Annotated in this window: 20 protein-coding genes; 14 read left to right on the plus strand and 6 right to left on the minus strand. The window is 39.3% G+C overall.

Annotated features, from left to right (window positions below; genetic code table 11):
- Positions 1 to 22: 22 nt before the first annotated feature.
- The 4 genes from K8Q91_03495 to K8Q91_03510 all read right to left on the minus strand — a co-directional run bounded on the left by K8Q91_03495 (position 23) and on the right by K8Q91_03510 (position 4,935).
- Complete coding sequence (locus K8Q91_03495; protein MCE9629030.1) at positions 23 to 673, minus strand: TIGR00730 family Rossman fold protein; 651 nt, start codon at positions 671 to 673, stop codon at positions 23 to 25.
- 167 nt (positions 674 to 840) lie between these two features.
- Positions 841 to 1,698 carry a peptidoglycan DD-metalloendopeptidase family protein gene (locus tag K8Q91_03500; protein ID MCE9629031.1) on the minus strand — a complete coding sequence of 286 codons (858 nt, stop codon included), beginning with the start codon at positions 1,696 to 1,698 and terminating at the stop codon, positions 841 to 843.
- A gap of 409 nt (positions 1,699 to 2,107) precedes the next feature.
- Complete coding sequence (locus K8Q91_03505) at positions 2,108 to 4,483, minus strand: type IV secretion system DNA-binding domain-containing protein (GenBank protein MCE9629032.1); 2,376 nt, start codon at positions 4,481 to 4,483, stop codon at positions 2,108 to 2,110.
- 5 nt (positions 4,484 to 4,488) lie between these two features.
- Positions 4,489 to 4,935: a hypothetical protein gene (locus tag K8Q91_03510; GenBank protein ID MCE9629033.1), complete on the minus strand. Its 447-nt coding sequence runs from the start codon at positions 4,933 to 4,935 to the stop codon at positions 4,489 to 4,491.
- A 54-nt stretch (positions 4,936 to 4,989) separates the two neighbouring features.
- On the opposite strand from K8Q91_03510, the gene K8Q91_03515 reads away from it, so the two are divergent.
- From K8Q91_03515 to K8Q91_03530, 4 genes are read left to right on the plus strand one after another with little or no spacing between them, the layout of a single operon-like run.
- A complete protein-coding gene (locus K8Q91_03515; GenBank protein MCE9629034.1) occupies positions 4,990 to 5,766 on the plus strand; it encodes a hypothetical protein in 777 nt (258 codons plus the stop codon).
- Positions 5,767 to 5,811: 45 nt separating this feature from the next.
- Positions 5,812 to 7,749 (plus strand): UvrD-helicase domain-containing protein, encoded by a 1,938-nt coding sequence (locus tag K8Q91_03520; protein ID MCE9629035.1) that lies wholly within the window; start codon positions 5,812 to 5,814, stop codon positions 7,747 to 7,749.
- An 8-nt stretch (positions 7,750 to 7,757) separates the two neighbouring features.
- Positions 7,758 to 8,618: a 16S rRNA (adenine(1518)-N(6)/adenine(1519)-N(6))-dimethyltransferase RsmA gene (rsmA, locus tag K8Q91_03525; protein MCE9629036.1), complete on the plus strand. Its 861-nt coding sequence runs from the start codon at positions 7,758 to 7,760 to the stop codon at positions 8,616 to 8,618.
- On the plus strand, positions 8,608 to 9,093 hold the full coding sequence (locus K8Q91_03530) for a DUF192 domain-containing protein (protein ID MCE9629037.1): 486 nt from the start codon (positions 8,608 to 8,610) through the stop codon (positions 9,091 to 9,093). The genes rsmA and K8Q91_03530 overlap by 11 nt, the downstream gene beginning before the upstream one ends.
- Positions 9,094 to 9,102: 9 nt before the next feature.
- On the opposite strand, the gene K8Q91_03535 is transcribed toward K8Q91_03530, so the two are convergent.
- Complete coding sequence (locus tag K8Q91_03535; protein ID MCE9629038.1) at positions 9,103 to 9,471, minus strand: hypothetical protein; 369 nt, start codon at positions 9,469 to 9,471, stop codon at positions 9,103 to 9,105.
- Positions 9,471 to 10,409 carry an IPT/TIG domain-containing protein gene (locus K8Q91_03540; GenBank protein ID MCE9629039.1) on the minus strand — a complete coding sequence of 313 codons (939 nt, stop codon included), beginning with the start codon at positions 10,407 to 10,409 and terminating at the stop codon, positions 9,471 to 9,473. The genes K8Q91_03535 and K8Q91_03540 overlap by 1 nt, the downstream gene beginning before the upstream one ends.
- Positions 10,410 to 10,510: 101 nt before the next feature.
- Between K8Q91_03540 and K8Q91_03545 the strand changes: the two genes are divergently transcribed.
- From K8Q91_03545 to K8Q91_03590, 10 genes are all read left to right on the plus strand, one after another.
- Positions 10,511 to 11,215, plus strand: coding sequence for a hypothetical protein (locus K8Q91_03545; GenBank protein MCE9629040.1), 705 nt, complete (start codon positions 10,511 to 10,513; stop codon positions 11,213 to 11,215).
- Complete coding sequence (locus K8Q91_03550; GenBank protein ID MCE9629041.1) at positions 11,212 to 14,469, plus strand: hypothetical protein; 3,258 nt, start codon at positions 11,212 to 11,214, stop codon at positions 14,467 to 14,469. Before K8Q91_03545 ends, K8Q91_03550 begins: the two co-directional genes overlap by 4 nt.
- A 13-nt stretch (positions 14,470 to 14,482) precedes the next feature.
- Positions 14,483 to 14,686, plus strand: coding sequence for a hypothetical protein (locus K8Q91_03555; GenBank protein MCE9629042.1), 204 nt, complete (start codon positions 14,483 to 14,485; stop codon positions 14,684 to 14,686).
- Between the two features lies 1 nt (position 14,687).
- Complete coding sequence (locus tag K8Q91_03560; protein ID MCE9629043.1) at positions 14,688 to 17,645, plus strand: hypothetical protein; 2,958 nt, start codon at positions 14,688 to 14,690, stop codon at positions 17,643 to 17,645.
- A gap of 3 nt (positions 17,646 to 17,648) precedes the next feature.
- Positions 17,649 to 18,107, plus strand: coding sequence for a hypothetical protein (locus K8Q91_03565; GenBank protein ID MCE9629044.1), 459 nt, complete (start codon positions 17,649 to 17,651; stop codon positions 18,105 to 18,107).
- 31 nt (positions 18,108 to 18,138) lie between these two features.
- The gene (locus tag K8Q91_03570) at positions 18,139 to 18,549 is read left to right on the plus strand and encodes a PrgI family protein (protein ID MCE9629045.1); all 411 of its coding nucleotides are present in this window, start codon (positions 18,139 to 18,141) and stop codon (positions 18,547 to 18,549) included.
- Positions 18,550 to 18,553: 4 nt separating this feature from the next.
- Positions 18,554 to 19,192, plus strand: coding sequence for a hypothetical protein (locus K8Q91_03575; GenBank protein ID MCE9629046.1), 639 nt, complete (start codon positions 18,554 to 18,556; stop codon positions 19,190 to 19,192).
- A 7-nt stretch (positions 19,193 to 19,199) separates the two neighbouring features.
- Positions 19,200 to 21,044 carry a DUF87 domain-containing protein gene (locus K8Q91_03580; protein MCE9629047.1) on the plus strand — a complete coding sequence of 615 codons (1,845 nt, stop codon included), beginning with the start codon at positions 19,200 to 19,202 and terminating at the stop codon, positions 21,042 to 21,044.
- Positions 21,022 to 21,621 carry a hypothetical protein gene (locus K8Q91_03585; protein MCE9629048.1) on the plus strand — a complete coding sequence of 200 codons (600 nt, stop codon included), beginning with the start codon at positions 21,022 to 21,024 and terminating at the stop codon, positions 21,619 to 21,621. The genes K8Q91_03580 and K8Q91_03585 overlap by 23 nt, the downstream gene beginning before the upstream one ends.
- Positions 21,622 to 21,747: 126 nt before the next feature.
- Positions 21,748 to 22,698, plus strand: coding sequence for a hypothetical protein (locus tag K8Q91_03590; protein ID MCE9629049.1), 951 nt, complete (start codon positions 21,748 to 21,750; stop codon positions 22,696 to 22,698).
- Positions 22,699 to 22,877: the final 179 nt, after the last annotated feature.

Consider the following 22,877-nt stretch of genomic DNA (forward strand, 5'->3'; position numbering starts at 1 on the left):
TTTTTGTTTGTTAAAAATAAATTTAAGCGTCAAACCGAACCGGAGCAATCTTGATTAATTCAACAATCGTTTCAGGGTCATCTAAAATAGTGTAGAGGTCCATATCTATTTCATCAATAGCCTGAAATTTTTCATAAATAGTTTTTTGAATAAACTCGTGCAATGGAGCCCAATATTCTTTACCCACCAAGATAACCGGCACGCGAGGAATTTTTTTAGTTTGAATTAAGGTGATTATTTCAAAAAATTCATCTAGCGTCCCGAAGCCGCCAGGAAAATAAACAAAGGCCTCGGCTGAAAAAGATAAGCACACCTTGCGAGTAAAAAAATAATGGAAACCAACATGTCCTGTAACATAAGGATTTGTAGCTTGTTCTTGAGGTAATTCAATTGTTAAACCCAACGAGGACCCTCCGGCTTCGTAGGCACCTCGGTTACCACCTTCCATAATACCTGGACCACCACCAGTTAATACCGCATAACCATTATCAGCTAGACGACGAGCTAAAATTCTCGCTTGTTCATAATAAGAATGATTTTCTTTAAAGCGAGCGGAGCCAAAGAAAGTAACTGATTTATGATATTTTCTAATAAAATCAAGGCCGTCCGTAAACTCTTTATTAATCTCTAGTAATCGCTCCTGAATTGCTTCGCCCAACATTTCCATTGTCATTGGCTTAATCGGTAATTCAGATTCTGGCACATTAACTTCGTCTTTAGTTGGGTCTGAAGTATGAATATTTGGTTGCATATGGAGGTTATATTAACACAAAAATGGAGTAACCAAAAAACCCACCCTGTCACTCAATAGAGTGACAGGGTGGGTTTTTTTATTCTTAATTAAAATGGATTTGGTGCCCCACGAATTTCAAAGTGGAGATGAGTACCAGTAGAACGACCAGAGGAACCCATTTGGCCAATAACCTCACCTTGAGAAACCGTCTGCCCGACGCCGACATTAACATTGAGTAAATGGGCGTACAAAGTTTGAGTATTATTTTTATGTTTAATGACAATATAATTACCATAGCCACCATTCCAACCACCGGTTTTAGCCACAATAACCGTTCCTGAAGCCGAAGCATAAATTTCTGAACCTAACTTATTAGCCAAGTCCACACCGTTTTGTCCGTGGATACCTTGTGTTTTTAAGCCACCACGAGTCGGCCTTAAGTAATAACCAGAATAAACCAATTTATTAGGACTAGGAATTCTAACTTCACCTCTGACTGGTTGTTTAACAACCGCCACAGGAGGGGCCACTTCTCCATTCGGTACGATTATTTCCATACCCACAGTCAGTTTTGTATCTACTTCTAAGTTATTAAATTGAGCAATTTCCCTAGCATCACCTTTATACTTTTTAGCAATCGAAGCAACCGTATCTCCTTTAACCACCAAGTGCTTTACTCCTGAAATAGGCAAAATAATCAAAACCTGACCTTCCTTTATTGGCTGATTCTTCTTTAAGTCATTGGCCCAGATTATAGTGTTAACAGATACCCCAAACATATTCGCAATAGCTGGCAAAGAATCTCCAGTATGAACCACATAAACACTAATATGATCAGCCTTACTAGGTAAGTCTTGGATGTCCACTGCTGTACCTAGTGGACCAGTCTCGGCCACTAAAGCACTATCATTAACAATCACTATTTCTGCATCAACTAAACCTTTCTTGTCAGCCCCTATGGACATATTACTATTCTCTAATAAAGGAATCGTCTGCGAGTTTAAAAGTGAAACACTGTCAAGAGTTTGATTTTTATTCACTATAGAAGACAAAACAGAAAGCACTCCAGCCTGAACACTGGTCGCCACACTCAAACAAATAATCACACCCAAAAAAAAGACCGTCCGACTAAAAATCGATGCCTTGAGTTTAAATATCAAGCCCTTTCTGGATAAACCAAGAACAGAACGTTTTAAGAATCGAGGTAAAATAAGTCCCTAAAATAAGCTTCTAATCAGCATCCCGACAAAATATGGCTCAACAAAGCCCTATTAAAAATCAAAGCCAATCTGATTAACTAAATAATTATACTAAATGAGGTCTTAAGAGCAATAACTCCAAGTATAAGACAGTGGATAGGAAAAACTGTCAAAACTAACCCCTGAGGCGGTCTAAGATCTCTCTTTCAATGTCAATCAGGTCACGCCCGTAGGTTAAACGGGATAGTTCTTTTAGTTTATCTTTAACCTCACTTGATCCTGATACTGCTCGATTGGTCTTAAAGTTAAAAGGTTTGGCCGGTTCTCCATTTAAGAGTAATTTAGCAAAGGCATTTTGATTTTCAATCGTAATTAAATCTCGTTCATTAAAGGTTGGCCCAAAATGTTTAACTAAGCTTTCCGCGTCAGCTGCACCCACCCGAAAGGCAGTCATTGACCCAACGTTACCAAAAACTGACTCCCTAATCTCATCTGTTAATTGAGCAATAAACTGATGGGCAATTACTAAGTTAAGGCGATATTTACGAGCCTCGGACAAAATGACTGAAATCGAGTCTGTCGTAAAATTTTGAAACTCATCAATATAGAGATAAAAGTCTCGTCGAGCTGATTCCTCAACATCGGTCCTTGATAAAGCTGCTAACAATATCCGACCGGTAATCACCATCCCTAAAAGACCAGCGTTAATATCACCGATTCGGCCTTTAGCTAAATTAACTAGCAAGATTTTTCCTTCGTCCATAACTTGGCGAAAATTAAAAGCAGATTGAGGTTGTCCAATAATCGGCCTCATATAGTCGTTAGCGATGAAGTTGCCAAATTTGGAAGTAATATAAGGGGTCATATTAGCCAATCCCTGTTCACCGGTTGTTTTACTAGCTTCTTTAGTCCAAAAATCAATCACCGTTGGATTAGTAATCCGTGCTAGTTTTTTATTACGAAATTCTGGATCAGTAAAAATCCGCGGCACTTCCATTAAGGTAGCTGGTTCATTTTTAGCATCCTCCATCAACAACAATAGCGAGTTACGCATATATTGTTCAAACATCGGCCCCATAGTCTCCTTATCAAATAGGCGATTGAAGATTGATTGTATTTCGTTAACAATAAAAGTCTTTTCTTCCGGTCGACTAAAATCGTACTCCAACATGTTTAAGCCAAGGGGACGAGATAAGTCACCTGGATCAAAAACTATCACATCATCAATCCTTTCAATTGGCACTCGAGCCAAAATATCGTCAATCAAGTCGCCATGGGGATCAATCACACATAAACCTTTACCAGCTTCCATATCTTGGACTGCCATATTAAGCATCATAAAAGATTTACCGGTTCCTGTTTGGCCGACAGTATAGAAGTGGCGACGACGATCCTTGTCTGTCATTCGGACCAATTTTTCCTCTCCTCTAAAAGTACTAGTACCAACAATTACCCCTTCATCTGGCAGATTATTCGGTGGCTCAGCTTCTCGAGCTTTAAGCCAATTAATGCGAGGAATGTTAATCGTCGCTGTTGGTAAATGGAAAATACTAGCCACTTCTTCAGTATTTAAAACCATCGCATTATGACTAACGAATTCTCGAAAAATATAATCAAACATTAATCTTTTCAAGGTCCTTGGTTTAACTACTTTAAAACCATTACGCAACGGCGCTGTGTATTGACTAAATGAACCAGCTAATGACAATAAAATATCCTCCGCTCGAGCCTGGGTTCCCGATGAGGTAACCAATCTAACATTAACCGCAAAAAGAGGTTTAGATATTTTTTGGCTCAAAGTTTTTACCATCTCTTCATCAACTACTCCCGAATTAGCCGGACTAGCTTCAGTAGTAACAGTCCCAGGGGCCATCATTTTACCAACAAACTCCAACTCTTTTGGCGGTTTTAAATCAAATAATGGTTTTTTTATAATATCTGCAAATTTTTTTCCTTGTTTTAGAGATTCAATCGCGTTATTTATTTTTTTATTTTCATCGCCATAAGCTGGCCGCAAAACTACTTGTAATGAAGCTCCGTCACCAGTTTCAGCCAACTTAGACAACGTAGTGACAATCCCAGCAAAAGTATCAATCCCACTTTCTCGGTAAGTTCTGATCGGCAAAAGCGGCGTTTTGTTTAAAGTTAGATAAGCACCAACGCTACCACCATCTGGATTAAAGATAGTGTAATCGTGAGCATCAGCCACTTGAGCATCAGGGAAAAAACCCCTAATTTGTTGTTTGACAAAATCACTGACTTCTCTAGGTACAGCAATGTAAAAATGAATATCGCCCAAACTATTGTGAACGGATGTTTCCAGGACACAAGGCTTGTTAATAGCCGCCAAAGCACTAATAAATTGTTCTGTTTTATTAATCTCGTCAGTAAAATCTTTCTGTTCTTCAAGTCTGGACTGAGGCAGCCGAACACTCATCACCTTTAAGTTAAGGGCATCGAAAGATGGCTTCCGTCTCAATAAAAAAATCCCCACCACTATAGTTGTTAGGACCAAGAGTGAACCAATGACTAAAGTAGGAGAAATTAACATAATCTCTAAGAAATTAAGCCTCTAGACTTTAACTCGTCATAAAGTTTGTCAACTAAAGCATCGTGGAAAGCATCCAAAATAAAAGGTGAGTGGGTGAGGGCTTGATTAATAACCTGCTTTATTCCCTTAACCGGAACCAGGGCAATTAAATTATTTATAACAGCCACCGATTGATCATCTAGAGTATCTAAATAACTCTGGTCGCCAACTACCGACTTGGCGACCACCGGCGTAACTCCCGCCGGGGCCAAATCTACCCCCACCTGCTCGGTTGAGGTAGTCTGTTCACTAGAGACAAAATTTTCTGTTATCGTCTCACTGATAACTTCGTGATCAGAAACCACCCCTCTTTCCGATTCTAGTTGTTTTCGTTTAACACTAATTTGACGAGACAACTCTGCTATTTCAGCTTCTAAATTATGAGAGTTGTTCCAAGTTATATTTTCAGGCATAATGACATTATACAATAAAAGAGACTAAACCCCAGACTTTGTAAATATAAATCTATGGAAAAAATAGACAGCTCAAACATTAATGAAGAAAATGGTCACCAATTGAATCCTGTTGATCAAAAAAAATACGACAGTCAAAATGAAAACCGTATTAACGAATTATGGGACGCCCTAAAAACAAAAGAGGCGACTAGACAACAAGAAAACCGACAAATAATAAAAGAGCAAGCTCCTGTTTTATCGGAAGAAAACTTTCTCACCAAATCAGGCGACTATGTAGATTTCAGTCAAGCCAAATCAATTCCTGAAATCATAGAACAACTAGCCGAACTCGGTGAAATACAACACGGCAATGGTGAAAATATCCAAACCATACCAGCTGAACAAATCATTACTTTAATCTATGACCGACTTTACAACCCTTACGCTGACTGGACCAAGATTACCTTACGCCACCGTTTACGAGAATCTATTTATAGACTAGCTGAAGATTTTAGAAAAACCCCAGACTATTTTAATAATTTAAACGCCAGCCAATACCTAAAGGCCACCAACCTTAATGAATTAAAATTATTTCTAGAAGATGAGGTGGCTATCCCAGCCACTAATGGTCAGATCATGACCGGTTCTCAGGCGATTGAAGCCATTGAATATGGCCGACTCGACCTCCTCCCAGCTCAATTGAGATTTAAAATCATCTCTTTAAACAAACTCTCCGCCACCCAATCAAACCAAACTGCGCCAGCTGTGAGTCCAGCCAAATCTCAAACTTGGCGCCAATCACTTACTAATACTTGGTCTTCAGTTAAGTCATTCTTCTCCAGGGGCTAGTTATCCTCAGACCAGATAACAGTGTGATATAGTAATCACACTTTCATGATTAAATCTGACTTAAACTCGAAACAGCAAGAGGCAGCTGACCACCAGACTGGCCCTTTGTTAATCATCGCTGGAGCCGGAGCTGGTAAGACCAAGACTATTACTCACCGTATTTTGAACTTGATTAATGCTGGTGTCGCTCCAGAATCCATTTTAGCTGTTACCTTCACCAATAAAGCCGCTCAAGAAATGTCTGAACGGGTCACCAAACTACTTAAAGCCAACAACGACACCAAAAATCCCAACCCCTTCCAGAATCCAGCCAAACCTTTTGTCAGCACGTTTCATGGCCTAGGGGTTCATATTATGAGAAATCATGGTGATCGCATTGGAGTGTCAAAATACTTTTCGATTCTCGACCGCGATGACTCTATCCGTCACATCAAAGAAGCCATGAAAGGCCTCAGTATTGACCCAAAACAATTTGAACCTAGGAAAGTCCTGAGTAAGATTTCTCACTTCAAAGGTAAAGGTTTCACCTATGGTGACTACCAGCAAGAAGCAAACAAACACCCGTTCGGCCAGATTATCGCTTCTATTTGGCAAAACTACGATCTCCAAATTGCTAAACAAAAAGGGTTAGATTTTGACGATTTATTATTAAAAACCGTCACCCTCCTAAAACGTTATCCAGATGTTTTAGCCTATTATCAAGAGCAGTGGCAATACTTGCACATTGATGAATACCAAGACACTAACGGTATTCAATACGCTTTAGTCCAAATGTTGGCTAGTAAACGTCGAAATATTTGTGTCGTCGGTGATGTTGATCAATCAATTTATAGTTGGCGAGGGGCCAATTATGAAAACTTGATGCGGTTTGAAGAAGACTACCCAGAAGCAACCACCATTTTGTTAGAACAAAACTACCGTTCAACGAAAACTATTCTGGCTGGAGCTAATGCTATTATCAAAAAAAATACGGCTCGCCGGGAAAAGAATTTATTTACTGATAATCACGAGGGTGAGAAAATTACTCTAACTGCTGCCCTCGACGAAAAAGGGGAGGCTAATTTTATTGCTGAGACTTGTAAAACTTTAACTCAAAGTGGTGTCAGACCGGATCAAATAGCCGTCTTGTATCGAGCCAACTTTCAATCACGTAGTATTGAAGAAGCTCTCCTTAAAAGAAATGTACCTTACCAAGTGCTAGGGGTACGCTTTTTTGAACGCCAAGAAATTAAAGATATTTTAGGTTATGTTAAATTCGCCCTCAATCCTGACGATTTAGAAAATCTGAAACGCATTATCAATGTGCCCACTCGCGGGATCGGCAAAGTGACCCTGGCCAAAATCGCCACCGGTCAGGCTGACACCTTACCAGCCAAGGCTCGTTTAGCCTATCACGAGTTCACTATCATTATCGATAATATTCGCCAATTTATTACCTCTCACTCCACTCAAGAGACTTTGAAATATGTTTTGGAACAAAGTGGTTTAGAAAAAGCCTTACGAAACAGCACCGAAGAAGATTTGGAAAGATTAGAAAATATAAAAGAATTAGTTAGTCTAGCCGAAAAATTTAATCCCGTGTCTGGTGAAGAAGGTTTATTGTCACTAATTTCGGAAGCAGCTTTAGTGTCAGATCAAGATACACTCGGCACAGCTAAAACTGGTGTTCGCCTGATGACTATTCACGCTTCCAAAGGGTTGGAGTTTCACACAGTCTTTATCACTGGTCTCGAACAAGGTTTGTTTCCGCACCAAGGTTTTGGTAGTGATGAGGGCCGAGATGATGAAGAGGAGAGGCGCTTATGCTACGTGGCCCTCACTCGAGCGGAACACAAATTGTATTTGAGTTATGCCCAGACCAGAAATATTTTTGGTTCCCGTCAGGTTAATATGCCATCAGAATTTATACTTGACCTACCAGATGAACTAGTAGAAGCTGAGGTGGTAGATAGTAGTGACACTATTGAATACTTAGACTTTTAAACCAGCCAATGAAAATTACTGCAAAAAAATCACTTGGGCAAAATTGGCTCAACTCACCAAGTGCTATAAATAAAATAGTGACGGCCGGGGAGATTAAACCCACCGACACTATTTTAGAAATTGGTCCTGGCCGAGGCGCTTTGACGAAAGCTTTACTCGCCACTGGCGCCAAAGTAGTGGCTATTGAAAAAGACCATCAATTGATCAGCGACTTAGAAAATACTTTTGAACCAGAATTAAAAAACGGGCAGCTACAATTACTAGAAGGGGATATATTGCAGGCAAGTGAGCTATTAAGTTTGAAGAATATTGCACAGGCTGACCGAGCCGAGCATAGCAATTTTCCAGCAGGAAAATATGCGCATTCTGAAAACCTAATAGCGAGCAGTTATAAGGTAATCGCTAATATCCCATACTATATTACCGGGGAGTTATTACGTTTATTTTTTGAAACAACAAATCAACCAAGTCTAATGGTCTTAATGGTCCAAAAGGAAGTAGCCGAAAGAATTGTGGCTCGTGATGGCAAAGAAAGTATTTTATCCATCAGTGTCAAAGTTTACGGTACACCTAAAATCATTGCGACCGTGCCGGCCGGCGCTTTTATCCCAAAACCAAACGTGGATTCCGCTATTTTAGCTATAACCAATATCAATCACCAAGCTTTCCCTAACACACAAACAGAAGTGGACTTTTTTGCTATTGTTAAACAGGGTTTCGCCCAAAAAAGAAAATTAGTCAAAAATAATATAAACTGTTCAGAAGAAATTATGACTAAATGTAATTTAAATATTAAAGCCCGGGCAGAAACGTTAACCGTTAGCGACTGGCTTTGTCTCACTAAAAACCTAAAACATAATGACCACTAAAAAAAAGTTAATCTTAGTATTATTTGGTCTATTATTTACAGGAGTGGTTGTTTTTTGTTTGAGTCAACCTAACCTTCTCCCCGTATTACCAATCAAACACACTTCCGGGCAATCCCCACTAAAGACTGAGGTACTAACTATTGGTCAAACCAAAATAAAAGCAGAGATAGCCGACACCGAGACAACTCGTAATCAAGGTCTATCCAACCGAAAAAGTTTAACTAAAAATACTGGAATGTTATTTATCTTTGACAAACCTGGTTTTTATGGCTTTTGGATGAAAGAGATGAGATTTTCTTTAGATATAATTTGGATCGACGAGTCTTGGAAAATAATCGATATTACTAAAAACGTTTCTCCAAAATCTTTTCCCACCACCTATGTGGCTAGCGAGCCAGTTAAATATGTTTTAGAAGTGCCGGCTGGTTTTACTACTCAAAACAACCTAGATATCGGCGATATCTTTACTCGTTAAATATTTTGCCTACAAAGAAGTTCCTACCATAAAAATACGAGGAGCAATCATGATCGGCTTACAAGGGTGGTCTCCACCCACAAAGATCACACACACATCAGCTGCCACATAAGTACCCATAATAAAAGTGCCAGGTTTCCACAAATCAAAGAAAGGGTAAAGAATACTACCAATGCCAAAGATTAAAAACGGGTATGAGGTATTACCGATTGGTCGATTAATAATTAGGAGATTTAAACTACATACACAGGGGATGGTGGCAATAATTTGACCCCCAAAAGGTAAACCTGGGCCAGCTAAAGCGGGAAAAGGAGCAGCTAAAATCAAAACCAGCCAACTGACAAGGAACCATTTAGTAAAAGTTTTTACTCTATTCATTAGAGGGATAATTTAAAAGTTTTTGTATTACTAATCTTACCACTATCATCTTCAACATAAATACCAACTGGTAAATCTAAATTATAACCACCAACAGAGACAGACATATCTGACGGTACCAGACTAGCCCCACCGTGAACAGGTGAGTAAATATTTACCACCCCACCAGAAACAGAAACAGTATTCCCATCAGGATCCTTCAGAGTGTCAGTGACATTTAAAGGACTTTTACCTAGAGGATTTTCAACTACCACTTTTAAAGTTTTCCCATCGGAAGATCTGACCCTGGTTTTTCTGTTACCACCAACCGAGACAGTATTACCAGTAGTAGAAGTTGAAAAGCCAGCACCAGTGATAGTGACACTGGTGTTAACACCCCCATTTTCGGGTGAGATTTTGCTAATTTTAACCTTACTAGAAACTGAGACCGACGGTAAATTGTCACCATTAGACCCGTTAATGTTAAACGGCTTACCTCCGCCATAGGTAACTCCCGTCAACTCTTGAAGTGGTGGTGGTTCAGCTGGAATAGTAACACCGATCAAATTACCAGGATTAAAGTTGGTAATAGCATTAAAAACATGTCCACCTGTTTCATTACCATAAAGCTCATTTAATACCGCCCTAGTGAGTTGACCCAAAATTCCGGTTCCTTTTTCTAAACCCAACGGTTCTAAAATAACATCCCCAAATTTTTCTTGAAATTTTGATAGGGCAGAGACCGTTTTAGCTCCAAAAAACTCAGTCTCCTGTCCAGGAGACCCCGGCCCAGACAAAGACACCTGGGTATTCGGGTCTTTGTTTAACAATTCTTGAAGTTTTTTAACATCTGATCCACTGTCACCTAACTTTAAGTTTTTATCTAGACTAGCTAAAACTGGGCTAGAAATAAAAAAGGTGGCTATAATAATTAAAACTAAAAGCCAATGGGTTTTCATTAAAAAATTATAGCACAACTAAAAAAGTTATCGTTATCCCCGTTATTTAAGAACTTCTATCAACAAACAGTAACTGATATACTATAATTACTAACAGACGTATGACTATTCGTAAGGTACTTTTTATATTAATAGGCTTAATGATATTAAGTGGTGTTTTGTTGGTAGTTTGGAAACTAGGAGATAAGACTATACAACAAAAACAACAACAAGCCGCCGCCGAACAAGCAGCTATTTTAGCCAAAGAGGAACGGGCTAAAATGGTGGCCCTGATTCAAACCATCAACGGAGAAGAGTTTGAGCACTTTGATACTGCTACTTGGCCCAAGTTTATTCTAGCCAGTCAACTCAACATCCAAAAAAGTACATCAACTAAAGATGTCCAATCTTATGGTTTGGCTGTAACTAATTTAATGAGACCTTTAGTTATTTCGGCCACCCTGCCATCTGAATTATTATTGGAAGCCTACGAAAAAGGAACCCCAGAATCAACCAAACAATTGGATGAACTAGCTCAAAATTTCAATTCGGCCACCACCAACTTAAGCCAATTATCTGTTCCAGCCAATGCCGAAGTGGCTCACTTACGCCTAGTTAACAGCCTTCAGCGCTACAGTTTTATCCTAAACAATATGAATCAAATTAGTAAAAACCCAGTCTGGGCCCTAGAAGCCAGCCAAGACCATAAACAGGTTTTTGAAGAGCTGGTTAACGACTTGATGTTCATGAATGCTTTTTTTTCGGAACATAAAATAAAAATCTCCAAACAGAACCAGATCCAATTATATATTCCAAATACTCAATGACCAGTTTTTTAAAAAAATCGATCAGTTTAGTCACTATCACTTTTTTGGTGTTACAACCCTTTTTAATTATTAACTCCTATTCAGTTTCGATTATTCCGACAGCTGTCGCTCAAGACAACTCCGACTGTCAAGGTAACCCAAATTGTACCGGGGAGTATTGGGTAGATCCAAGTGCCAATGAAGGGAACACCGCTGAATCAAATCCTGATATTGCTAGAGCCCAAGCTGATCGAGAAAAAAAGGATGCGGAAGCAGCTAAAAAAGAAGCTGAAAATGCTCAAAAACTTCAGGAAGAAGACAAGAAAAAATGTGAGTCCATGCTCAACGGAGGTAAGGACCAAGGTGGAACTCTTGGTAAGGCTTTTAAAAACATTTTCACCAAAGCAGCGACTGGTCTTTTAGGTTCTCAACTCCCACCAGAATTCAGAGGTATTTTTAATAACACTATAAACACCGCTATCAACGATCCAGCCAACTTAGGTGTGGCCATGCAAGAGTCTTTAGGTTCTACCATTATCGCTGGAACCAACAAAGCTTTTTCTCAAAATTTTGAACGGGCCATTAATCAAGAAACCAACGGTGGTCAACTACCAATGACCGAAGCCCGACTAAAAGAAATTGTTGGCGAAGTTTTATCTGTTTCTACAAAAAGTGCTCTACCAGAGGCTACTCAAGCAGCTATGGATCAAGGACTAGCTGGCGCTATCCGCAATACTTTAAAAACAAAAACACCCGAACTAGCTTCTGGTTGGGTAGAAGCAGGAGTAGCTAATAATTTCAACGAAAACGGGGCTGACGAATTAAGAGCTCAGATTGGTGGGCCCCTATTCTCTTTATTGTCTGACCACGCCCGACAAACTCAAAACGACTCTCTCAATCTAAACGGAGCTGATGCTGGGGACTTACAAAAGTTTGCTAACACAATTATTGAATTTTTTGTTTCCTCTATTATTACCCAGCTAGAGAACACCACCACAGCAACTGCCATCAATACTGTTTATGATGAGGAAGGTAATGTGGTTAGCACTAGTACAACCCAAAGAACCCAAGGCCCCTTAAATCAAAAGGTTGGTCAAGAAGTATTTGATGGACTCAGCACCCTGTTTGGGACCAATGGATCACCGATTGATAGTGAGGTAGAGAAGAGAATCGCTGAGTTACCAATCGAATCTCTAATTACCGATAGTGGTTTCGCTAGCGCTAAACGTAAAATTTTAAGTAACCCGGAAACTCAAAGGGTTTTAAATGGTAATCTAGAAAAACTTCATACCGCCATTCCTTTTAATACTATTGCCAACAGCGTAAACACAGCCGGTTTAGTTAGTGGAAGCGGTCAGGTCAATATCCAAAAAACAGTCGAGCAGGTAATGATTCAGTTTACTAGTTCTGTTTCTTCTGGTGGAGGTGGTGGATCAAATGGTAACCCCCTAATTCAGCGAGCAGTTGGTGATGTGGCTGGAAATTTAAGTCAGTCTGTTGGTGGTTTCTTACAAAATTCAAACGGGGATTTCGCAGGAATTTCAGAATCATTTCAATCTGGATTATCAAACGGCCTTGGCGATATGACTGGAAACCTAGCTAATGGGTTACTAGATAAAGCCTTAGGAGATACCCCTTTCGCAGGAGTAGTGGATGTCTCTTTTTTAACTGACAGTTTAAGTAGTAGTGTCACCAATCTTTTTGACGGAGTCTTTAATGGTGAAGGTTTTAATATTGGATCAGCTTTTAGTGACGGTTTTGCTAATTTTAGTTCTGGTTTAGCTCAAGCCGCTTTAGGTGCCGTCCTCGATTTGGCTGGTATTCCAAAACCAATCGCTAGTATTGTTCAAGGGGTAGTGGATACAGCTACTGCCGTTATTATTCCTTTTGTTCCAAATCGAGAGCAAATGGGCCCGGAACTGACTGCTTCCAAAAAAACCGCAGCGGCCACTGGTGGGACTCAAGAAAATACCTCTCAAATCAACCAGACAACTCGTAGTCAGGAACAATTAGATGTAGAAGCTTGTACTAAGTTACGAGCAATTGACCGCAAACAAAACGCCGAAGAACAAAAACAAAAAGTAGAGGAGCCTGATCTAGCCCGTAAGGCAGCTACCGAATTAGAAAAATACCGTCAAGGTCTACTAGATTGGGTTAAAAAAGGTTATGACAGCACCGGCCAAGGACCTGATAGTCCTTTATATGTTGAAAACACCGACCAACATTTAACTAACGTTAAAAAAGAAGCTGGCGAAGTTTTTTATGACGGCCTTAAAAATTCCCCAGACGCTTTCAAAGACCAGACGGAAACCACTCTCCGCAAAACAGATCAACCTAATACCCCAGCTTCTGGTGCATACATTGATAAACAACAGTATGATAAATTTGCCACTGGCCGAATAACAAACACTGATGAATGGTGGAAGACTTATTTTGCTGTAACTGACCCTTTTCATCCAAACTCCCCACAAAATTCACTCAGTTTAGGTCAGACAGTCAAAAACACAGTTGAAACAAAAGCAGTTGAGCAGGCTAAAGAGGAAATTCAGGCTAGTAACGGTTTTCTCCCAGTTAGAGTTTGTGAAGAATTCACCGCCAATGGTCAAGCTTGTAAACGCTGGAAAACGACTACCCCAGCTATTGAAATTAAAGACAGCGTCACGAAAGCTCTAGCTACTAGAGTCGACCAGTATCTAGACCCTAAACTAGGAGCTATCACCGAGGGTAACCAACCAAGTGTGGAAGAGCTTAGAAACTTCACCCCCCAGACTTCTGGTGGGGGAGGAAATGGACCAGGTACCAAAAATTCTTCCAATATCTTACAGACCATCTTAGCTTTCCTTAATACCCTTCGAACCCAACAAGGAAATCAAGGCTCCTTAACACTAAATTATAGTTTGATTAACTCAGCCGGATCACCTTCTTCTATTAAACTTTCTTGGCAAGGAAGCAACGTATTGGCCTGCTCTGTCGACAATGACTGGATTGGCCCTGGCCTTAGTCCAAACTTTGTCAGCGTAATCAAAAGCCAAGGAGATGCCCTCGACACTTCTGGTAGTTTCACTTTTGGAGCACCGCTTACTTTTGACTTACGTTTTTCTCGGACAAGGGCCTCAAGCACTCCACCCGAGCAATCAATCGTTGTTGTTACCGTTAACCGTGATCCAGGTTTATACCAACAGAAAAATATCACCTTACCAACCGATCTAAAACCTGGTGATCTGGCCATTTATCGACAACTTATCATTATCGGTGCCTATTGGTACAGATACTAGCCCAGCAACAATTTTGTCTAACTTGAGACAAGCTATCAGCAACGTCCAAAGTTCCGATGAAAACCCATTACAGAAAGCAGAATTTTTGAAATACTCTTTCTCTGAACCAGAAGTGGCTAGAAAAATGATTACAGTCAAACCAAAAACTACTTATAGTATTTCTTGTGTTGATAAACAAGGCAACAACATCAAAAAAAGTGTTACAATAGGGCTATAATATGCACCGGATAATTTCCGTGACTCTAATAGTTGGAATAATTGCACCAATTCTTATTGGCTTTTTGCCGGTAACAGTCCAAGCTCAACTAAATGATCCAGCTGAAACCACCCCCACCGGACAATTAGCTAACACTGCGGAATGTAGTGTGGCCACCACAAATGGCGCCACCGATGTTAATTCACTAGCTTCAGTTAAAAATAATCTGGCTGAAAAAGCCGCCAAGCTGACCCAACTTTCACGAGACCTGACTTCTTTAGATCAACAATTAGTTATTCTCCAAGAATTAAATAAAAATATTGTCCAAGGAGAGAGTTCTGGCGCAACTGGCTGGGTTTATAATACTAGTGAGTATAATGGTTGGGTAGAACAGCGGAGAAATATCTCTCAAAAAATATTACTCCAAATAAAAAATATAAGTGACGGTTTCCCAGAAAAAAGCAATGATTTGGGATATGTTTATAATTCAACATATTACCCTCAAAACACCAACCCTGTAACCATATTGAGTAACGATCTTACTAATCAAAATGAAGTAAAAAATCTAATTGATCGTGGAGAAAGAGTCATTCTTACCACCAAAGACGATGTCGCTACTATCAATAAAAATATTGATAGTATAAATATATGTAACACCCAGACAACCACTCCTGACGACCAAGAGGCTATTACCCAGCAACAAGAGGACGCAGCTGCTAGAGCTTCCGCCGAAGAAGCAGCCAACAATACCCGAGCTGAATCTATCGCTGATACAAACAGCAACTCTACCCCAGCCTTACCCTTATCAGAATGTGTAATGTGGAAAGCTGGGACCTGGTTATCATGTTTCAGAGATGCGGTCAGCGCTTTAATGCAAATTATGACCTGGCTATTTTCTTTTGTGGTTTATTTAGCGGCCAAAGTCTTTAATGCTGCTATTTCTTATTCTATTTTAGACTTCAAAGACATGACTGATAGTCTTTTCATTTCGACTCTCTGGGCCACAGTCAGAGATATCGCCAACATGATGATTATCTTTTTCTTGTTATACATCGCCCTAGCCACAATCCTCCAACTACAATCAGTCGATACCGCTAAAGCTTTTACGGCTATTATCATAGTCTCCCTGTTGGTAAATTTTAGTGGAGTTATCACTAGAGTGGCTATTGATGTTTCCAATGTTAGCGCCCTGGTCTTCTATAATAGATTTGTTGGGACCGATGGCCAGGCCGATCTTAGTGGTTACTTTATTATGAACAGTGATTTAGGTAAGTTAATTACAGTCGACCCCACTCGACCAGGAGGAAACAACGACGTATCAAGTCAAATTTTTGCTATTTTAGTTAAAGGTTTTTCGAATGCTATTCTTTCCTGTATAACCGCTTTTGTTTTAATTATGGCTGCCGGTTTCTTTATTGTTAGAACAGCTACTTTAATCTTTTTAATCATTCTGTCGCCACTGGCTTTTATTGGCTACGCTATTCCTTTTGTTAAAACTAAAGTTTCTGATGTTTGGTATAAAGAATTAATCGGCCAGATTACCTTTGCCCCAGTCTTTATGGGTTTATTTTACTTCACCATCAAACTTACAGAGGGAGTTAACAGTTTAGATGTTAGAGCAGTCGATTCCGCAGCTGGTCAGGTGATCATTTACGCGATGTTGATGGCCATGATGCTTGGTTGTTTAAAAATAGCCAGAAACTCCGCTACCGGCATGGCTTCCAGTCAAATAAAATCTTGGGGTTCAGCTGGGGCTGGCTTTTTGGGAGGAGCCATAGCAACAAACACCTTAGGTAGGGGGGCTAGTAGTTTAGCTAAAAGTAAAACATTTAATAGTGCCGCGGCTAGAATACCTGGAGGTGGGTTGGCAATTACAGGTTTAAACAAAATGTCTAATTACGGTTTTGGTAGTAAGCAAGGTTATATAGCAAGAACATCGGCCAGTGAAAAAGTTCTTTCAGAACAAATGCAAAATATGAATACTGAACAAAAGGTTAAATTTATTTCTAGATTTAACACAAAAACCCAACAAATTAATGCTTATAACGCTCTCAGTGATAAAGATAAAATTGCTCTTGAATTAGAGGTCCAAAAGAACCCTCAGAAATATTCTTCCGAAGAAAGGATGTTTGGAACAGCTTGGGCTAGATCTGGAATTAGAATTGAATCAATGAAAGGCCAACTAAGAGGTGAGAAGCAAGAAAACTTAAATAAAGCAATTGAAACAGAAAAAGTTAAGGACATTAGAAAACAGGCCGCTGAGGAAAAAACTGAAGCTGAACGTTATAAAAAACTAGCTAGCCTGGTGGCTCAAATTAGCAGTGACGATGAAAGAAAAACTGTCTTTGGTGGATTAACTGACAAAGAAAGGGCGGCTATTGTCTCTCACTCATCAGTAGAAGACAAGACAACTTTAGAGTCTCTAGCATCTAAACTTACTGGTGAAAAATATGAGAAATACCAAGAGGAAACAAGAAAAATGACTCAGGGTACCGCTCGAGTTGAGGTTAAAAACCACTTAAAAGAAATCGCCAATGGAAACAGAACAAGGATAGACACTGAAGCTGGTATGCCGATACTTGACGACTTAGAAGATAGTGTAAAAAAACTCAATCCAAATGATGTAATAACATTAGAAGAAGATTTATTAATCAATCCTAATATCAACCGCTTCTTCTCTAAACAACACCTAACTGCTATTTGGAAAGATAAATTTATTAGCCAAGAAACCAGGGACAAGATCTATGAAAACATAGTTACAAATAATAATGGTTACCCCGAATCCATACAATGGTGTCAAAACAATATAGGAATTCAAACCCAAAGACGTTTACATAGAGAAAGATTATCTAATGAGGAGCGTGCCGAGAGAGCTCGAAGGGTTCCCGATAACGCTTATGTGCCACCAAGAGCCAGAGGATTAGGAAATCCTTTTAACGCTGATGAGGATGAGGAAAATAACACACAAAACCAAAATTAAAATATGACTAAAGACCTAGATATTTTTAGAGAAAAATTTGAAAGGTTACCCGAAGACGTCAGGGGTGCCATTTTTGCAGTTGAAACAACAGATGTTATTGCTAATATCCAAAAGAAGTTCAAACTTCATGTTGACCAAACAGGTAAACTAGCTGAGGAAGTTGGACTGGTGATGCTTGGTTTTAGTAAACCAAATGAGTTTGTTGGTAAGATAACAAAAAACCTACAGGTAACTCAAATAACAGCTGTAGAAATCACCAAAGATATAAACGACAAGATCTTCAACCCAATCAAGGAATCATTAAAACAAATTCACAACCTAGAAAACTCCGGCAACGAACCTTTAATAAAGACTAGACCAACAGATTCTGATACTATTTTTGATTCTAAACTCAAAGGTTTATTTAGCGCCAGTACTACAAGCACTAATAAGGTGGCGGATCCTTACCACGAGGGGATATAGTAAAACAACAATATGATATACTGAGTGAGTTATGAATTTTCAAGTTCCTCAATTTATCGAGATTGAAGATAAAGTGATTGGACCATTGTCTTTCAAGCAGTTTATTTATGTGGCTGGAGCGGCTGGTTTGTCTTTTATTTGTTACGCTTTTTTACCTCTATACTTAGCTTTCCTACCCATTGCGGGTCTAATGACTCTTGGTTTAGCTTTAGCTTTTTATCAAGTAAACAACAGGCCTTTCATTATCACTCTCCAGTCAGCCTTGCGTTACTTCACTAGTCATAAACTTTATTTATGGCAACAGCGAACAAACGACAACCTCTCAATCAGCCCCCAAAACGGCAAATCAGATGAAGGTGGATCACTTGAGGCCCCTAGACTATCTAAGAGCAAACTATCTGACCTATCTTGGAATTTAGATATTAAAGAAACTATTCAATAAAGTCATGCCTATTACTGGTAAATCAACTCAAGATTTTGTGCCTATCAAAGAAATCAGGGATGGTGTCGTCATCTTGCGTGACGGGGGACTACGTTTAGTTTTAATTGCCTCATCTATTAACTTCGCCCTTAAATCAGCGGATGAGAAAACTGCTATTTTACTTCAGTACCAAAATTTCCTTAACTCCCTTGATTTTCATATTCAAATTTTCATCCAGTCGCGACGTTTAGATATTTCTCCATATATTAGTACCTTAGAGGTTAGACTCAAAGAACAGACTAATGAGTTACTAAAAGTTCAAACTAGAGAGTATATTGGCTTTATTAAGAGTTTTACCGAGAATAACAATGTGATGACCAAAACTTTCTTTATTAGTATTCCTTACGAACCAGCTGTCTATAAAAACAAAGATTCTCTCTTCAATAAAATAGTTCCTGCTTCTTTATTTGGCCAAAAGAATAACACGGTCTCCGAAACAGACAATTTCCAAGAAAATCGCGCTCAGTTAGAACAACGAGTTGACGTTGTTAAGCAGGGCTTAAATAGAATTGGAGTTCGAACAGAACAATTAGGAACCGAGGAATTAGTTGAGCTTTATTTTAAATTATTTAATCCTGGCGAAAAAACTGCCCCAACAGTTTAAATTAATTATGTGGCCATTTTCTAAAAAAACTGAAGAGACAACCTTAACCCCCGTCTTACCTAAAGATGTTTATGAGACGGGGATCTTGCAGTTACGAGATATTATTGCCCCATCCGCCCTTAAGGTCACTCCTAAAAGCTTAAACTTGGGAGACAAGATAGCTAGAACTTTATTTGTTATTTCTTATCCTCGGTTCCTCAACGAAGAGTGGTTTTCACCTATTATCGACCTGGATAAGGTTTTTGATGTTAGTATTTTTATCCATCCTCTTGATTCAGCTGAAGCTCTGCGGACCCTACAGAAGAAACTGGCCGAGGTCCAAAGTCAGATTAGAATTAAAGAAGACAAGGGTTTTGTTCGCGACCCGGTCTTAGACACCGCTTATCAAGACATTGAAAGTTTGAGAGACCAACTCCAACAAGCTCAAGAAAAAATCTTTGACGTTGGTTTATATATCACTATCTATGGTAGTAACGACGAAGAAGTTGACCGAGTAGAATCCGAACTCAAATCAATGCTTGATGCCAAGTTGATTTACCTCAAACCAGCCCTCTTTCAACAAGAAGATGGCTTTCGCAGTGTTATCCCAACTAGCACCGATCTGATTGAAGTTCATACCAAATTAAACTCCTCGCCACTATCGAGTCTTTTTCCTTTTGTCTCTTTTGACTTAACTTCCAACAAAGGAATCTTGTACGGTATTAACCGCCACAATTCTTCTTTGGTTTTGTTTGATCGCTTCTCTTTAGAGAACTACAATTCTGTGGTTTTTGCTAAATCTGGTTCTGGTAAATCCTATACCACCAAACTAGAGATCCTCCGTAGTTTGATGTTTGACACTGATGTGATTGTTATCGACCCAGAACGAGAATATGAATTCTTAACCGATGCAGTGGGTGGTAGATACTTTAACATCTCTCTAACGTCTGAACACCACATCAACCCATTTGATTTGCCACTACCTAGGGAGGACGAATCAGCCGCTGATATCCTAAGGTCAAACATTATTACTTTAGTTGGTCTCTTTCGTATTATGCTTGGTGGCTTAACTCCAGAAGAGGATTCCATTATCGACAACGCTATCAGTGAAACCTATGCCTTAAAAGATATTACCCCCGACAGTGATTTCTCTAACAAACCAGCCCCTTTATTGTCAGACCTGGCCTTGGTTTTAGCCGGCATGGAAGGTGGAGAATCTCTAGCCCAACGCCTCCTTAAATATACTCAAGGTTCTTGGGCTGGCTTTATTAACAAACCAACTAATGTCGATATTAATAAAAAATTCGTCGTTTTCTCCGTCCGCGACATGGAAGATGAGTTGAAACCCGTGGCAATGTATATTGTTATCCACCATATCTGGACAGCTGTTAGACGAAACCTTAAAAAGAGACTCCTGGTGGTTGATGAGGCTTGGTGGATGATGAAGTCGGAAGACACCGCTTCTTTCTTGTTTTCACTAGTTAAACGAGGACGTAAATATTTCTTAGGCACCGCCACTATCACTCAGGACGTAGGGGACTTTATGCGTTCACCTTACGGCTTACCAATCATTACCAACTCTTCAATTCAAATCCTTCTCAAGCAATCTCCCGCCTCAATTGATTTAGTACAAAAAACTTTTAACCTAACCGATGAGGAAAAATTCCTACTCCTAGAATCAAACGTGGGGGAGGGTATTTTCTTTGCCGGTCTTAAAAGAGTAGCAATTAAAATTATTGCTTCTTATACTGAAGATCAAATTATAACGTCCGACCCATCACAACTTCTAGCCATTAAACGAGCCAAGCAAGAATTAGCCCAGGAAGCAGAAACTGACTCTCAAGCACGTTATGGACAAGGAGCAAACCAATAAAATAAGCATAGTAACAAGCTCGGCAATGCTTCTTGTCGCATCCTTTTTTGACTTAATTAGCTTAATACCATTTGTTAATATCATTTCCAGCGTTATCGCCTGGATGATTTTCACTGTCTGGTTTTATTTCTTGGGCGCTGGATTACTTAACACTAAAAAACTAGCTACAGTTAGTCTTAGTTTTTTAGCTGAATTAATTCCTTTTGTTAGTATGTTACCTCTGATAACTACCGGTGTTTTTATTTTAATTTTCATGCAAAACAATCCAGTCCTAGGGAAATTAGCCCATAAAGGTCTCGATATAAAAAAACAGTCTCTAAATAAAAAGATTCAGGGTTTTGAATCAAATAAAAGTCAGCTACTGCCGTCAGATACTAAAAAAATAGAAGGGGGCAAACAAATCACTAATTCAAATAAACAAAGTCTGGAAACTAAAACCGAGACAACACCCTCACCGACAACCACTACAGACAAACGCTTAGAAAATCAAATACCCCAAAGAAGATTTATTAGAGACATTGACCCACCTGCCCCTTATGGTGAAGAAGACCAAGATGAGTTCAATATCGCCGCTTAGTGGTCCACACCTTTCTAGACTGATAAATTCACAAATATGATAAAATAAGTCAAAGTGACAGTCTTAGAAAAAGCCTTATACCTAATAAAAAAAATATTCCTGCTAACCGCAGTTGTTTTCTGTGTCTTGCCACACTTAACCCAAGCTGTTACAGAGTCAACCCTAGGTGGAACTTTGATCTCTACCATCAATCCCAAACACCCTAGACCAGGAGAGGTGGTCAATATTAAACTTAGTAGTTATGGTTATAGTTTAGAGAATAGTAAAATATCTTGGTTTGTAAACCAAAAACTTCAATTAGAAGGGGCGGCCAAAAAAGAACACGTAGTTACAATGGGTCCAAATGGTAGCCAGACTAGTGTTACTATCCTGGTCGAAAACTCAGCTGGTAAACAAATTGTTAAAAATTTAACTTTTAACCCGGCTGATGTAGACCTTATTTGGGAAGCAGATACCTACATCCCAGACGACTATCAGGGAGCCGCCCTACCCAGTCTTGGCAGTAGGGTGACGGTAACAGCTATACCAAATTTAAAAGAAACCGGTTTTAATATTCCAGCTAACGAGTTAATTTTTACTTGGACCAAAGACTACAAAACCATACCAAACCAGTCGGGTAGAGGTAAGGACTCATTTAGTTTTGACCTAAATCAACCAAGTGCCCAGATTGATGTTTTGGTTCAGTCACCTAATTTTAAAATAGAAGCTTACAACCGAGCAATTATCACCGCTTATGAGCCAGAATTAGTTCTCTATCCAGTCAAACCACTTCTAGGTCGTATTTTAGAGGCTTTCAATTCTTCTTTCTCTATTAGCCCTGATATGTCAGGACTTCAAATAGAACCTTATTTTGTATCCAAAAATTTAATCCGACAAGGCTTAGTAAACTACGAATGGTCATCTGGTGGTGAAATTATCACTTCTTCGAATAAAAACTCCGTTAGTTTAACTCAATTATCTGACCAAGAAAAAAGCAATCTGTCTGTGCGGTTGACTTCAAAATTAGACAACTCTGAGCTATCAAAGAAAAACTGGTCTGTTGTTCTAAACAAACAAAACCCCTTTTTCGGTAAATAAAAATGAAATCTAAATTGATTAAGTTGAACATTGCGACTATTTCAACCCTCTTAACCTTTCCGGTCGCAGTTTTAGCCCAACAACAACCATACAAATTCCTAGAAGTTGGCCTTTTTGGTACTGGTAGTGAAATTAACCTGGCCAATCCAAATGATTTTGAGACTTTTATTAGGAGTGCC

It is taken from the genome of Candidatus Vogelbacteria bacterium (assembly GCA_021414225.1).
Taxonomy (GTDB): domain Bacteria; phylum Patescibacteriota; class Minisyncoccia; order Phycocordibacterales; family XYD1-FULL-46-19; genus JAIOOX01.

Coding starts and splice junctions, on each gene's coding strand:
- K8Q91_03495 (MCE9629030.1), bottom strand. CDS start 673: ATGACAATGGAAATGTTGGGCGAAGCAATTCAGGAGCGATTACTAGAG.
- K8Q91_03500 (MCE9629031.1), bottom strand. CDS start 1,698: ATGTCCATAGGGGCTGACAAGAAAGGTTTAGTTGATGCAGAAATAGTG.
- K8Q91_03505 (MCE9629032.1), bottom strand. CDS start 4,483: ATGTTAATTTCTCCTACTTTAGTCATTGGTTCACTCTTGGTCCTAACA.
- K8Q91_03510 (MCE9629033.1), bottom strand. CDS start 4,935: ATGCCTGAAAATATAACTTGGAACAACTCTCATAATTTAGAAGCTGAA.
- K8Q91_03515 (MCE9629034.1), top strand. CDS start 4,990: ATGGAAAAAATAGACAGCTCAAACATTAATGAAGAAAATGGTCACCAA.
- K8Q91_03520 (MCE9629035.1), top strand. CDS start 5,812: ATGATTAAATCTGACTTAAACTCGAAACAGCAAGAGGCAGCTGACCAC.
- rsmA (MCE9629036.1), top strand. CDS start 7,758: ATGAAAATTACTGCAAAAAAATCACTTGGGCAAAATTGGCTCAACTCA.
- K8Q91_03530 (MCE9629037.1), top strand. CDS start 8,608: ATGACCACTAAAAAAAAGTTAATCTTAGTATTATTTGGTCTATTATTT.
- K8Q91_03535 (MCE9629038.1), bottom strand. CDS start 9,471: ATGAATAGAGTAAAAACTTTTACTAAATGGTTCCTTGTCAGTTGGCTG.
- K8Q91_03540 (MCE9629039.1), bottom strand. CDS start 10,409: ATGAAAACCCATTGGCTTTTAGTTTTAATTATTATAGCCACCTTTTTT.
- K8Q91_03545 (MCE9629040.1), top strand. CDS start 10,511: ATGACTATTCGTAAGGTACTTTTTATATTAATAGGCTTAATGATATTA.
- K8Q91_03550 (MCE9629041.1), top strand. CDS start 11,212: ATGACCAGTTTTTTAAAAAAATCGATCAGTTTAGTCACTATCACTTTT.
- K8Q91_03560 (MCE9629043.1), top strand. CDS start 14,688: ATGCACCGGATAATTTCCGTGACTCTAATAGTTGGAATAATTGCACCA.
- K8Q91_03565 (MCE9629044.1), top strand. CDS start 17,649: ATGACTAAAGACCTAGATATTTTTAGAGAAAAATTTGAAAGGTTACCC.
- K8Q91_03570 (MCE9629045.1), top strand. CDS start 18,139: ATGAATTTTCAAGTTCCTCAATTTATCGAGATTGAAGATAAAGTGATT.
- K8Q91_03575 (MCE9629046.1), top strand. CDS start 18,554: ATGCCTATTACTGGTAAATCAACTCAAGATTTTGTGCCTATCAAAGAA.
- K8Q91_03580 (MCE9629047.1), top strand. CDS start 19,200: ATGTGGCCATTTTCTAAAAAAACTGAAGAGACAACCTTAACCCCCGTC.
- K8Q91_03585 (MCE9629048.1), top strand. CDS start 21,022: ATGGACAAGGAGCAAACCAATAAAATAAGCATAGTAACAAGCTCGGCA.